This window comes from Streptomyces sp. NPDC033178 (assembly GCF_055577685.1).
In genome coordinates this window covers 125,627-139,175 of sequence record NZ_JBVIPT010000004.1, presented here as the reverse complement: position 1 = coordinate 139,175, position 13,549 = coordinate 125,627, and the positions used below count along the sequence as shown (strand labels likewise).

Genomic DNA, 13,549 nt, shown 5'->3' with positions numbered 1-13,549 from the left:
CCCCGGGAGGACGCCGTGCTGAGCACGATGCAGGACGTACCGCTGCTGATCTCGAGGATCCTGACCCACGGGTCGACGATCCACGGTTCATCTCAGGTGATCACCTGGACCGGTGAGGGAGAGCCGCAGAGGCGCTCGTTCGCCGAGATCGGGGGCCGGGCGGCACGGCTGGCGCACGCGCTGCGTGACGACCTCGGAGTCCGGGACGACGACCGGGTCGCGACGCTGATGTGGAACAACGCCGAGCACGTCGAGGCGTACTACGCGATCCCCGCCATGGGTGCGATCCTCCACACGCTCAACCTCCGGCTGCCCCCCGAGCAGCTCGTCTGGATCGTCAACCACGCGGCCGACCGCGTGGTCGTCGCCAACGGTTCGCTGCTTCCGCTGCTCGCGCCGCTGCTGCCCCACCTCAAGACCATCGAGCACGTGGTGGTCTCCGGCCCCGGCGACCGTTCGCTGCTGGACGGGGCGTCGGTCCAGGTGCACGAGTACGAGGAGCTGATCGCCGACAAGCCGGAGAGCTATGACTGGCCGGAGCTGGACGAGCGCCAGGCCGCGGCCATGTGCTACACGTCCGGCACGACCGGCGACCCCAAGGGCGTCATCTACTCCCACCGGTCGATCTACCTGCACTCGATGCAGGTCAACATGGCGCAGTCCATGGGCCTCACCGACGCGGACACCTCCCTCGTCGTCGTCCCGCAGTTCCATGTGAACGCCTGGGGCCTGCCGCACGCGATGTTCATGACCGGCGTGAACGTGCTGATGCCGGACCGTTTCCTCCAGCCCGCCCCGCTCGCCGAGATGATCGAGAGCCAGCGCCCGACGCACGCGGCCGCCGTCCCGACCATCTGGCAGGGCCTGCTCGCGGAACTCAAGGCCAAGCCGCGTGACGTGAGTTCGCTGACCCAGGTCACCATCGGCGGCTCCGCCTGTCCCCCCGCCCTGATGAAGGCCTTCGACGAGCTCGGCATGCGCGTCTGCCACGCCTGGGGCATGACGGAGACCTCCCCGCTCGGCACGATCGCGCGGCCTCCGGCCCAGGTGGTGGGCACGGACGAGGAGTTCGCGTACCGCCTCACGCAGGGCCGTTTCCCGGCGAGCGTCGAGGCCCGGCTGACCGGCCCGGGTGGCGAGCGGCTGCCGTGGGACGGCGAGTCGGCGGGTGAGCTGGAGGTGCGCGGCCCGTGGATCGCGGGCGCGTACTACGGCGGCCAGGGCGCCGAAGTCCTGCGCCCCGCCGACAAGTTCAGCGAGGACGGCTGGCTCAAGACCGGCGATGTCGGCACGATCAGCCCCGACGGCTTCCTGACCCTCACCGACCGCGCCAAGGACGTGATCAAGTCCGGCGGAGAGTGGATCTCCTCGGTCGACCTGGAGAACGCGCTCATGGCCCACCCCGACGTCGCCGAGGCCGCGGTCGTCGCCGTCCCGGACGACAAGTGGGGTGAACGTCCGCTCGCCACCGTCGTGTTGAAGGAAGGCGCCGGCGCCGACTTCGAGTCCCTGCGGTCGTTCCTCGCCGGCGAGGGAAAGATCGCCAAGTGGCAGCTTCCCGAGCGCTGGACGATCATCGAGTCGGTACCGAAGACGAGCGTGGGCAAGTTCGACAAGAAGGTGCTGCGCAGGCAGTACGCGGCGGGCGAGCTGGACGTCACCCAGATCTGACGGTCACCGAGGGCGAGCAATGGCCTTCTGTCCGTATGTGATGCACTAAGTGAGTTGGGGCGCTGTTTCACGTGAAACAGCGCCCCAACTCATGTATGCGCACGTGCACTTCTCGCGGACCCACCCGCGCTGGGCCGGAAGGGCGCTCAGTTCGTGCCGATGCGAGCCAGCAGATCCACGATCCGGCCCTGCACCTCGGTACTCGTCGAGCGCTCCGCGAGGAACAGCACCGTCTCCCCCGCCGCCAGGCGTGGCAGTTCGGTCGGGTCGACGGCGGCGGTGTAGACGACGAGCGGGGTGCGGTTGAGCTGGCCGTTCGCCCGCAGCCAGTCGACGATTCCGGCACGTCGACGACGTACCTGCATCAGGTCCATCACGACCAGGTTCGGCCGCATCTGCGAGGCCAGCGTGACGGCGTCCTCGTCCGACGAGGCGCGTGCGACCTGCATCCCGCGCCGCTCCAGCGTCGAGGTCAGTGCCAGGGCGATCTCAGCGTGCTCCTCGATGAGCAGGACGCGCGGCGGGTGCTGCTCGCTGTCGCGCGGGGCGAGGGCCTTGAGGAGTACGGCCGGGTCCGCTCCGTACGCCGCCTCACGCGTCGCCTGGCCGAGGCCCGCCGTCACCAGGACCGGTACCTCGGCGGCGACGGCGGCCTGACGCAGCGACTGGAGCGCCGTGCGCGTGATCGGACCGGTGAGCGGATCCACGAAGAGCGCGGCCGGGAAGGCGGCGATCTGCGCGTCGACCTCCTCGCGCGAGTGCACGATGACGGGCCGGTAGCCGCGGTCGCTCAACGCCTGCTGGGTGGTGATGTCCGGCGCGGGCCAGACCAGCAGCCGGCGCGGGTTGTCGAGCGGCTCCGGGGGCATCTCGTCGTCCATCGGCTGCGGATGGGGCTGGTTCGCTACCTCGACCGCACCACCGGGGCCGTCGAGCGGCTCGGGGCCCTCGTCGGCGTTCTCGTCGGGTGCTCCTATGGCGTACGAACGGCCGGTGCCCTCGGTTGTGTTGGCCAGCCGGGACTGGGCTCCGCCGCCCTGCGGGTGCGGGCGGGCCGCGGTGTCCGTCTGCTCGGCGACGTCGGCGACGGGCTCGGGGCGAGTGCCGAGCTTACGACGCCGCCCCGAGCCGTTGGTCGAGTGCGGGGGAGGCGTGGGCGCCTGCGGCTGCGGAGCGGCCTGGGCCTGGGCCTGGGCTTGGACCTGAGCCGGAGCCTGCGCCTGGGCCTGAGGAATCGGCTGGGGCGTCGGGGACGCGGGCCGACTCGGCCGGGGCTGCTGCGCGTCCGTCATACGGCGCCCGAACGGTACGCCCTGCCCGAGCGTACGGACGCTGAACGCGCGGCCCTGTGTCGAGTTGGGGTCGACGGGAGGCGCCGCGGCCTCGGCGGGAAGCGGCTGGGCGGCACGGGTTTGCTCCGGCGCAGGCGCAGGCGCAGGCGCGGGCTCCGGGGCCACCGGCCCGTCGGCCGTACCCGGCCAGGGCTGTCCCGCAGCACCGGCCTCCTGCTGTACGGGGACCCCGGCGCCGGAGGTGTCGGCCGCACCGGGCCAGGGCTGCTGTGCCGCAGCCGCAGCCGCGTCCGCGTCCGCGGGGATCTGGGGCTGCTGCTGGGCGTTCTGCGCGGGTGCCTGGGTGCCCTGGGTGGGCGCAGCCGCTGCCGGGACTCCGCCGGGGCCGACGGCTCCCGCAGTACCGGCCGGAGTGGCCTGGCCCGGGACGGCCTGCGGCGGGAGGGCCTGCCCTGGGGCACCCGGTTGCGGCATGCCCTGCGGAGGAACAGCCTGCCCGGGAACGGGACCGGCCTGGGCGGGGGCGCCCTGACCGGGGATTCCCTGGGCGGGTACGGCGACGGGCAGGGGCTGCCCGGAAGCAGCCTGCGGTGCCATGCCCTCACCGGGTACGCCCTGAGCCTGAGCCTGGGGCAGCTGTCCGGGCAGGGACAGCGCCTGCCCGGGAACGCCCTGTACGGGACCCAGTTGCGCGGGCATCCCCTGCCCAGGAGCTCCCTGTCCAGGAGCCCCTTGTCCAGGAACCGCCTGCCCGGGAACCGCCTGCCCGGGAACCCCCTGCCCCGGGACGGCCACGGCCTGCCCCGGCGCGGCGGGCGCACCCTGCACACCCGGGGCCTGGGGAGCACCCTGCGCGGGGGCCATCTGCCCGGGAACCCCCGGCGCCCCGGTGGCGGTGGCCGCATCGAGCTCGCCCGCCGCCTGCCGCGCCCGTCGACGCCCGCTGGGCGCCTGCAGCGGATGAGGCTGGGGCGGCGTGTGATCGTCGGCCGCGTTGTGCGACGCCACGTCGTGGCGTCCGTCGTCGGCCTGGGCGGGAGCGTGTCCGAGCGCTGCCTGACTGAGAGCCGGTTGACCGACGGGTGCTTGGGCGAGGGCTGCCTGGCCGTGGGCTTCGGCCTGCTGAGCGGCGTACTCGGGAGAGCGGTCCGCCTCGGCCGGCGGGAGCGCGAACACCGCGCGCGGCCCCGCCTCCTGCGCCGCCGCACGCTCGGCCGCGGCGGCCAGCGCACGCCGACGCCGTCCCGTCGGCTGAGGCCCGCCACCACTGGCGTCCGCGACGGCACCCGCGTCCGGAGCGGGCGAGGGCGCAGCGGGCAATGCCGCCGGCAGCGCCTGCCGTTCGCCGTCCCGTCGCGCTCGCCGTCCACCGGCGGGCACGGGCACGCCCTGCGGAGGCACGGTCTCCCCGAGCCCCGTGGCAGCGGCACCGGCGGCGTGCTCGGCGGCGGTCACGACCGCGCCCTCGGAGACGCCGTCGCCCTCGGCCGGACTGGGCCGCCCTCGTCGCCGTCCGGTCCCGCCGGAACCCTCGGCGCCGCCCTCGTCGGGCGAGGCCTGAGCGGGAAGCGCGAGCTGAGCCCCGCCCCCGCCGTCGTCCCCGGCAGCGCGCCTACGCCGCCCGGTGGGCACGGCCGTCTCCGTCGAGGGCCCGACCTCGCTCTCCAGGAAGGCGTCGACGGAAGCCCGCCGGGCCCGCCGTCGCCCCCCGCCCTGCGGCGAGGCCTGCTCGGGCAGCGCGACCGCGGAACCGACGCCGCCACCACCCGGAGCCGAGCCCGGATCCACACCGCCGCCCGCATTCGCACTCACGGCCACGGCCGTACCGGCGCCCGCACCGGGAGCCGGAACCGCCCCGGCCCCGCCCCCGATCGGCACTTCGAGAACGAACGCGCTGCCGCTCATTCCGGGAACCTCGTGCGTCTGCAGCACTCCGCCGTGCGCGCGCACGATGCCCCGCACGATCGGCTCGTGCACCGGGTCTCCCCCGGTGTACGGCCCGCGCACCTCGATCCGTACGACCTCGCCGCGCTGCGCGGCCGCCACGACGACCGTGTTGTCCATGTAGCCGCCGGCCGAGACCGGCGCGTTGCCCGTGGAGTCGACGCCCGCGACGTCCGCGACGAGATGCGCGAGCGCGGTCGCGAGCCGCTGCGGGTCGACCTCGGCCTCGATGGGCGGCGCGTGCACGGCGAACTGCACCCGTCCGGGCCCGATCAGCTCGACCGCCCCGTCGACACCGGCCGCGACGACCGCGTCCAGCATCACTTTCGTACGGGTGACCTCTTCGGTCCCGGAGTCGAGGCGCTGGTAGGCGAGCACGTTGTCGACGAGCGTGGTGATGCGCGAGTACCCGGCCGAGAGGTGGTGCAGCACCTGGTTGGCCTCGGGCCACAACTGCCCGGCGTCGTCCGCGGCGAGGACCGACAGCTCGGTCCGCAGCTGGTCCAGTGGCCCGCGCAGGGAACGCCCGAGCACGGCGAGCAGCTGCTCGTGCCGCGCGGCCAGCGCCTCGTACCGGTCCTTCTCGCGCTCGGCGAGTGCCGCGTACCGGTCGTCGCCTGCGGCCAGCTCCTCCTCGTGCCGCTCACTCAGCTCGGCGACCTGCGTGCCGTGCTCCTCGCGGAGTGCCGCCAGCTCCTTCGCGTGCTCCTCGGCGGCCCGTTCGAGCTCTTCCTGGTGCCGCTGGGCCTCGGCGTCCTTCTCCTCGGCGAGCGAGTCGTACGGCCGGCGGTCCGTGAAGGTCATCACGGCCCCGACGAGCTGGTCGCCGTCCCGTACGGGTGCGGTGGTCAGGTCGACCGGCACCTTGTCACCGCTCTTGGACCACAGGACCTGCCCGCGCACCCGGTGCTTGCGCCCGGAGCGCAGGGTGTCGGCGAGCGGCGACTCCTCGTACGGGAAGGGCTCGCCGTCGGCGCGCGAGTGCAGCATCAGCGGGTGCAGTTCCTGCCCGCCCAGGTCGCTGGCCCGGAAACCGAGTATCTGAGCGGCGGCCGGATTGACGAGAACGACCCGTCCCTCGGTGTCCGTCCCCACGACACCCTCGGCGGCGGCCCGCAGGATCATCTCCGTCTGCCGCTGCGAACGAGCGAGCTCGGCCTCGGTGTCGACGGTGCCGGAGAGATCGCGTACGACGAGCATCAGCAGCTCATCGCTGGTGTAGCCGTAACCGTCGTACGCCTGCTGGCCGTTCTCCAGGTTCGCGCTGGTGACCTCGACCGGGAACTCACTGCCGTCGGTGCGGCGGGCGATCATCCGGGTGGGCCTGGTGCGGCCGCTCTCGTCGACGGTGTCGGGCCGCCGCATCGTGCCGGGGATCAACCGGGAGTCGAACTGCGGCAGCAGATCCAGCAGTCCGCGACCGACGAGCGCCGTGCCCGGGGCCTCGAAGGCCTCCAGGGCGATGGTGTTGGCGTTGACGACCGTTCCATTGGCGTTGACCAGCACCAACGCATCGGGAAGCGCGTCGAGTATGGCTGCGAGGCGAGCAGCGCCTCGGGATGGCCTGCTGCTCACGAGACGCTTCCTCCCTGTTACCGCACCTTGCCGACCGCGGATGCCATCTTGCCAACCGGTCCGCGACGTGTCACGCGAGGGAGTCTACGGGCAGTGGTTGCGCTCGCGGCGCCGGATGAGAGGGAGGTCGCACGTAGAGGGGACGCAGAACGGACGCAGAAGGCACGGAGAACTTGTGACCGTGCGTTTCGCCCCCTCGACCCATGAGCCCGCTGTGCGATTTCTGTCCGCTCGGCCTTTCGTTCCCCACGCACCGAACTCCGCAAAGTCGGGCATTCCTACGATCCGAACCCCGGAAGCACCGGCACGAGCGCGTCCCAGCGTGCGATCTCGCAACCATCGGTGCGCGCGTACGTCGCGTCGACGGGCCGTCCGGCCCAGGTTCCCGTGACATGCGCGGTGGCCGGACCGCCGTACTGCATCGTGCACATCCCGCCCGGCGAGGCCGGTGCGAAGGGGTCCTTGCCCCAGGTGGTCCTCCGGTCCAACTGATCGCAGGCGGCTCGGGCGTCGGGGTGGCTGCCGCCCACCGGATGACAGTCCAGTTCGAACGTCCCGTCCTTGCCGCCGCCCGCCTTGCTCACGGTCACGGTGAGCCGGTCGGCGTCGTCCGCCCCGCTCACCGGCGGCGGCATGACGGGAAGCGACGCGGCGTACGCGGCTGGCGGCGCCGCGGACAGCGCGGCGAGGGATGCGGCGGCGGAGGTGGCGGCGGTGAGGGCGAGGCGGCGCAGCATGAGGGCTCCAGTGGGTGAGGCGGATCGACGGGACCTGTTGGCGGGGACCTGCAGGCGGGACCTGAGGGACGACCTCCGTGTTCGGCTCCGGTGTCTCGTCTCTCGTTCTTTTGTCTCTGGTCTCTGGTCTCTGGTCTCTCGGGTCTCTCGGGTCTCTCGGGTCTCTCGGGTCTCTGGTCTCTCGCCTGTCTCGTCCGTCTCGTCGTCCGGGGGCGTGCGCCCCACTCCTCTAACGCCGTCCGCGCCGTGACGTTGCGCCGCGGGATGGGCTTTGCCCTCCGACCTTTCCGCCTAGTACCGTGGGGGGCGATTGGTGACAGCCCGCTCGGCTGTGTCATCATCTGCACGCACCATTCGCGCTCGCGCGGACGGTTGTGCTGGAGGCGTCGCCTAGTCCGGTCTATGGCGCCGCACTGCTAATGCGGTTTGGGACTTAAATCCCATCGAGGGTTCAAATCCCTCCGCCTCCGCCGAAGATCCCGAAAGCCCCGGTCATCACTGACCGGGGCTTCGGTCGTTCCTTGATCGTTCCGGGGTGTCCCGTGGGTCTCGCCGAGGGCCGCTTCGGGGTCGTTTGTGCAGGTCAGGCCAGGTCCGACAAACGGATTTCGCCTCACGCCGCCAGTCATGTAATGTTGTTCCCGCAACGCCGACCGGGAAGAAAAGCCCGGAAGGAAGAGCGAACACAACAGAACACACAAGCACTCGTAGCTTAACGGATAGAGCATCTGACTACGGATCAGAAGGTTGCAGGTTCGAATCCTGCCGAGTGCACACAGGTCAAAGGCCCCGGAGAGATCCGGGGCCTTTGGCGTTTCAGGGGCGTACAGCAGCGAAGTACAGCAACCGCGTCAACCGGTACCGCCCATGGCGTCGGACAGCTGGCCGATCGCGGCACGCACCTGCTCTTCGCTCGCTTCGGCGTAGACCTCCATCGTCATGGCGATCTGTGAGTGCCGGAGGATGCGCTGTGCCACCTTCGGGTGCACCTTCAGCGCGACCAGGAGCGAGCTGCATGTGTGCCGCGTGTTCCGGAGCGGGATCACCCGGAGTCCGGCGCGACGAGCCCGCAGGGCGAGCATGCGGGTCATGTTGCCCGGCTCGATGGGTGTGCCGTACTTCGTGGTGAAGATCAGGTCATGGCTGCCCTGCCAGAGCTCCCGGCGGCTTTCCGGTCGCCGGTCTGCTGAGCGCGACGGAGCCGCAGCGCCTTGAGGCAGAGTGCCGGCAGAGGGAGGAAATCGTCGGAGTCCTCGGTCTTGGTCTCGCGGTGCAGGATCTCCCGGCCCGCGCGCTGGATCTGGTGGTCGACGTACAGCTCTCCCCTCTCGAAGTCGACGGACTTCCACGTCAGACCCAGGACCTCGCCACGGCGGAGCCCGAGGCACAGCACGAGGACCCAGGCCGCGAAGAGGCGATCGTCCCGAGCGGCGGCATCGGCAAGGAACCGGCCCGCCTCAGCAACGGACCACGGCTTGATCCGGCGACGACGAGGCTTGGGCACCTTCACGAACGACGCCACGTCCTTGCTGATCTCCTCTTCGGTGACCGCATGGGTGAGCGCGGCCCACAGAGCATCGCGGGAACCCTGGATCACTCGCCGGGACGGGTACGACTCGCAGCAGTCACCGACCGCGCAGCACCTCCGGCGGGGAGCTTCCCGCTTGGCGTCCTTCCCCTGCGCGCAGCACTGACAGACGGTCGCCAACTTGGTCAGCCACTCGCGCACGTCCCGAACGGTCAGCTTGTCCAGCCGTTTCGAACCCAGGTGCGGGGCGATGTAGAGGCGCACGTACCCCTCGTACGAGACGTACGATCTAAAACTGCCGATCATCGTTGACACCTGGGTCTCCGATCACTACGGAGATCCACATGCCGAAGTCCATATCTACCACCCCGCCGCTTGACCGTGAGGCCAAGCGGCGCCTGGCCGTCATACGCCACGTCGAAGAGGTCACCGGGAACGTCGCCATGTCCTGCCGCTACTTCGGGATCAGCCGACAGGCGTACTACACCTGGTACCGCCGCTACCAGGCCGAGGGCGTCGAGGGCCTGCGCACCCGTTCCAAGGCGCCCAAGCACTGCCCCAACGCGACGCACGTCGAGGTGGTTGGGAAGATCATCTACCTCCGGCAGAACTACCACTTCGGCCCAGAGAAGATCGCCATGTACCTCAAGCGGTACCACGACGTCACCATCAGCAAGTCGGGCGTCTGGCGCATCCTCAACCGCCTCGACATGGGCCGCCTGCCGGCCTCCCAGCGCTACAAGCGCCACGACCGCAGATGGAAGCGCTACGAGAAGCAACTGCCCGGCCACCGCGTCCAGATCGACGTCAAGTTCATCGAGCCGCTCGCCTCAATGCCCCAGGGCCGCCGGGGCGGCCGCAACAAGTACTTCCAGTTCACCGCGATCGACGACTGCACCCGCCTGCGCGTGCTGCGCATCTACCCAACACTCAACCAGGCCACCGCCATTCAGTTCCTGGACTACGTCATCCAGCGCCTGCCGTTCCAGGTCGAGGTCATCCAGACCGACAACGGCGCCGAGTTCCAATCCGCCTTCCACTGGCACGTCCTGGACAAGGGCATCGCCCACACCTACATCACAAGCCCCGCACACCGCGACTGAACGGGAAGGTCGAACGCTCCCACCGCATCGACGCCGAGGAGTTCTACCGGCTCCTCGACGGCGTCATCATCGACGACGCCGAGGTCTTCAACGACAAGCTGCGCGAGTGGGAGGACTACTACAACTACCATCGCCCCCACGGCGGCCTCGGCGGCCAGACCCCCTACGAACGCCTCAAGCAGAAGACCACGACCCAGGCGTAATCGGTGATCTTCAGTTGCACACCCCTGAACCACGCCTGCTCCACGGTGTGTGGGCCGACGGCGGACGGGATGGGAGCGGGGGTTAGTGGTGGGTTGAGAAGGCCCTAGGGCTGAGGTCACTCATTGCGTCGTCTCCCAGACCTAGTGCCGTTCGTTGCGGTCTTGTGGGAAGCTTCGGCTCCTTATGCGGCAGCGGGGGGTTGAAGTGCATGAGTGGGACGTCAAATACGTGGTCTTCTATTGCCCACCGGTGTCGTTGGCGTTGATGTGCGTGCTGCGCTTCAGAAGCGGATTATCTTGGGAGGCCGCAGCGTTCGGAGGGGTGGTCGTCCCGCTGGGGCTGTTCGGTGCGGCGTGGGGAGCTCACCTCTTGGCGCGCCGTTCGAGCCGCTGATCCGCCGCGGACGGTGGCCCCTCGTCTTGAGCGTTCTGGCCCTCACAATCCGCTTGTCGGCCTGAGTCGTCTGGTACCGAGTTCGGTGGGCAAGACGCCAGACCATGGCTCGGGGACTGGCTGCGGCAGGCTGGCCGCAGTGGCCCCGCCCGCAGGCCCAGGCCGTCGAGGGTTTCCTGGACGCGTGGTGGACCAGGACCCTGCGGACGCAATCCCCGCCGACCTCGGCAGCCGAGGTATTCGAGAGCTGCGTGACGGCGGGGTCCTCAGTTACTCCGTGGCTGGCCCGCTGGGAGATGGAGAACGGCCCGATCGCCCGTCAGCACCTGAACGAGAGCGTCCATTGGTGGCGGGAGGAGCTGGATTCGGGCGACTCGCCCTTCTCCTGGTGGTGGGGCGCGGAGCCAGAGGCAGAAGGGCGGGCCGCCTGGCAGGAAGTGAGGCTATGGCTGGCTGGTCAAGGCCGGTAGTCGAGTTGAGCAAGGGCTGCGGCCCGGCATGCGGTCATGACCACCCAGTGCCGCATCAGAAGCCTCGATTTCTGACACCAGAGCCTGACACCAACAAGCACGAACGGCGCCGGTCGACACCGAACCTCAGTGGTCAGCCAGCCGAAGCACAGAACGGGTTGGCCGACGTCGACAGCTCCCGATGATCGACCTGATAAGGATGAGGACAAAACTCAAAGGAACATCCTCAGTGCTCGGGCTCCGTCCACTCTTTATGGACGGCACCTGCGTTGCGTATCAGGTCATAGTTTTACCCAGCCGTTCAGCCAACCTTGCTGGAGGCGGGTACAGATCGGCAGGGGATGGGCGTGCGTGGAACCGCTATAAGCGCTTCGGACGTTTTGACTCCACAGAGGATCTGGCTTTCCTACGCTGGTCTCTTTCAGAGCCGCAGAGGTCGGGGGAACAAGTGAGTACCGAGATCGTTCAGTTGGTCGAGCAGGCGGGTCCATATCTGACGGCCGCGGTCGGTGCGTACGGGGCAGCTGTGCTTACCCGGGCAGAGGACGCGGCGGCGGATGCCACGGTCACGTTGGGGCGGCGGATCCTTGGGACGGTATGGCGGCGCCGGGACGAGGAGGGCCAGGCGGAGTTGGAACGCGTGGTGGACGAGGCCGCCGACGAGCAGGACGCGTCCTACACGGCGGCAGTGCTGGGCAGGCTGCTTCGACGGGCGTTGCAGGACGATGCCGAGTTGCGTGCGGAACTGTCCGCGATGCTGCCAGCTCCGGCTGCCGGTTCGGTCACCATTACTGCGTCCGGTGAGCGGTCGATCGCCGCTCAGCACATCGGGAACGCAATCACCGGTGACGGTCACACCGCGCCACGGCCGTGAGCACCGACGACGAGCTGTCTCGACTGCGGATCGAGGCGACCGGGCAGAGGCCGATCGCTGCTCAGCACATCGGGAACGCGTACACCGGCGACGTGCTGCCGGCCGAGGTACTGCACACGCCGGAGAAGGTATCCGCTGCTCCGGGCACCTCCAACCTGCCCCCGGCCGCCCTCTGCCTGGGGCGGGAGGAGGAACTGGCCCGGCTTCGGCGCATCCTGAGCAGCCGGCGCGAGGGTGCGATCACGCAGAGCGGGGCGGTGCATGGTCTGGGCGGGATCGGCAAGAGCACGCTCGCCCTGCACTATGCCCACCGCCACCGTGGTGACTACGCCCTGATCTGGTGGATCAACGGCGCGTCCCCCGACGAGATCGAGACCTCACTCACCACCCTCACCCACACCCTGGTGCCCGGCTGGGCCGCTACGGTCGATCGGGTGGGGCAGGTGGCGTGGGCGATGCAGTGGCTTGCATGGCATCCGGACTGGCTACTGATCTACGACAACGTAGAGAACCCCGACGACCTCACCCCCTACACCGGCGCACTCCACCAAGGCCATCACCTCGCCACCAGCCGCCGCACCACCGGCTGGCCCGACAGCGCCCCCACCCTGAACCTGGGCAACCTCACCCCTGACGACGCCACAAACCTGCTGTGCCGACTTGTTTTCAAGGACGCCAGCCCCACCACACGCCAGCAGGCCGAAGCCCGAGCTCTTGCCGTCGAGTTGGGGCACTTCCCTCTCGCGATCAAACAGGCCAGCGCCTACCTGGCCCAGAACCGCGGCATCAGCTTCGACGCCTACCGCCGCCGCCTTGACTCCAAACTCGCCAAGACGGCCCACGGCAGCGACGCCGAACGCACCCTTGCCCGCATCTGGAACGTCACTCTCCATGCCTTGGAGACGGCTGATCCGCTGGCTGTGGAATTGCTGCACACCGCCGCCTGGCTGGCCCCTGACGACATCTCCCACAGCCTGCTCACCCCGGCCGGCATCGACCCGGACGACATCGCCGAGGCCGCCGGGACCCTAGCCGCGTACAGCATGGTCGCCGACACCGGCACCACGCTGAGCCTCCACCGTCTGGTCCAGATTGTCCTACGCACCCCGCAGCAAACCAACGACAGTCGGTCGACCCGGCACCTGCAAGGACGCGACCGCGCCGAACAAGCAGTCCTCCACAGCCTGACCCCGCCGCCAGGCCAGGACACTCCAACCGAAGACCAGTGGGATGCCCTTACACCCCACCTCGTCACCCTCGCCGCCACCAGACCACCCGAACACCACAACGGCCCACTTTCCAATGCGTATGAGAACGCTGCGCAACGACTCCACCAGCAGGGCCACACTGCACGCGCCGTACCCCTGTTGGAGGCCGTCCTCGCCCAACACGAGCATGCGCTTGGCAATACGCACCATGTCACCTTGAACAGTCGCAACAACGTCGCGAGCGCCTACCAGACGGCGGGCGATCTGCGACGCGCCATCCCCCTGCACGAGGCGACCCTCGCCCAGTGCGAGCAGGTCCTCGGCGAGAACCACCCCGACACCTTGAACAGCCGCAACAACCTCGCCACCGCCTACCAAGCGGCAGGCGATCACAAACGCGCCGTCCCACTGCTGGAGGCCGTCCTCGCCCAACGCGAGCAGGTCCTCGACAACACCCACCCCGACACCTTGAACAGCCGCAACAACCTCGCCACCGCCTACCAAGCGGCAGGCGATCACAAACGCGCCGTCCCACTGCTGGAGGCCGTCC

At 69.7% G+C, this 13,549-nt stretch carries 5 protein-coding genes, 2 tRNA genes and 2 pseudogenes; 6 read left to right on the top strand and 3 right to left on the bottom strand.

Annotation, left to right across the window (positions count from 1 at the left end):
• Nucleotides 1-27: 27 nt before the first annotated feature.
• On the top strand, nt 28-1,671 hold the full coding sequence (locus ACZ5VQ_RS11310) for a long-chain fatty acid--CoA ligase (RefSeq protein WP_469105005.1): 1,644 nt from the start codon (nt 28-30) through the stop codon (nt 1,669-1,671).
• Between the two features lie 146 nt (nt 1,672-1,817).
• Here ACZ5VQ_RS11310 and ACZ5VQ_RS11305 read toward each other — a convergent pair whose 3' ends face one another.
• On the bottom strand, nt 1,818-6,482 hold the full coding sequence (locus ACZ5VQ_RS11305) for a response regulator (protein WP_469104682.1): 4,665 nt from the start codon (nt 6,480-6,482) through the stop codon (nt 1,818-1,820).
• 278 nt (nt 6,483-6,760) lie between these two features.
• Nucleotides 6,761-7,219, bottom strand: coding sequence for an SSI family serine proteinase inhibitor (locus tag ACZ5VQ_RS11300; RefSeq protein WP_469104681.1), 459 nt, complete (start codon nt 7,217-7,219; stop codon nt 6,761-6,763).
• Between the two features lie 379 nt (nt 7,220-7,598).
• Here ACZ5VQ_RS11300 and ACZ5VQ_RS11295 point away from each other — a divergent pair.
• Together ACZ5VQ_RS11295 and ACZ5VQ_RS11290 are read left to right on the top strand one after the other, a co-directional pair.
• Nucleotides 7,599-7,689, top strand: a tRNA-Ser gene (locus ACZ5VQ_RS11295).
• 231 nt (nt 7,690-7,920) lie between these two features.
• Nucleotides 7,921-7,993 (top strand) — tRNA-Arg (locus ACZ5VQ_RS11290).
• Between the two features lie 77 nt (nt 7,994-8,070).
• Here the strand turns inward: ACZ5VQ_RS11290 and ACZ5VQ_RS11285 are convergent.
• Nucleotides 8,071-9,035: pseudogene (locus ACZ5VQ_RS11285) on the bottom strand (tyrosine-type recombinase/integrase); the annotation flags it as partial.
• Between the two features lie 56 nt (nt 9,036-9,091).
• Here ACZ5VQ_RS11285 and ACZ5VQ_RS11280 point away from each other — a divergent pair.
• The 3 genes and pseudogenes from ACZ5VQ_RS11280 to ACZ5VQ_RS11270 all read left to right on the top strand — a co-directional run.
• A pseudogene (locus ACZ5VQ_RS11280) lies at nt 9,092-10,053 on the top strand (IS481 family transposase).
• A 1,312-nt stretch (nt 10,054-11,365) separates the two neighbouring features.
• The gene (locus ACZ5VQ_RS11275; RefSeq protein ID WP_469104680.1) at nt 11,366-11,791 is read left to right on the top strand and encodes a hypothetical protein; all 426 of its coding nucleotides are present in this window, start codon (nt 11,366-11,368) and stop codon (nt 11,789-11,791) included.
• Nucleotides 11,788-13,549: tetratricopeptide repeat protein (locus tag ACZ5VQ_RS11270; RefSeq protein ID WP_469104679.1), on the top strand; the 1,762-nt coding region annotated here is incomplete at its 3' end. The genes ACZ5VQ_RS11275 and ACZ5VQ_RS11270, both read left to right, overlap by 4 nt.

Bases quoted from the DNA above. Each gene is read 5' to 3' on its own strand.
- ACZ5VQ_RS11300 (WP_469104681.1), bottom strand. From the start codon at position 7,219: ATGCTGCGCCGCCTCGCCCTCACCGCCGCCACCTCCGCCGCCGCATCC.
- ACZ5VQ_RS11310 (WP_469105005.1), top strand. From the start codon at position 28: ATGCAGGACGTACCGCTGCTGATCTCGAGGATCCTGACCCACGGGTCG.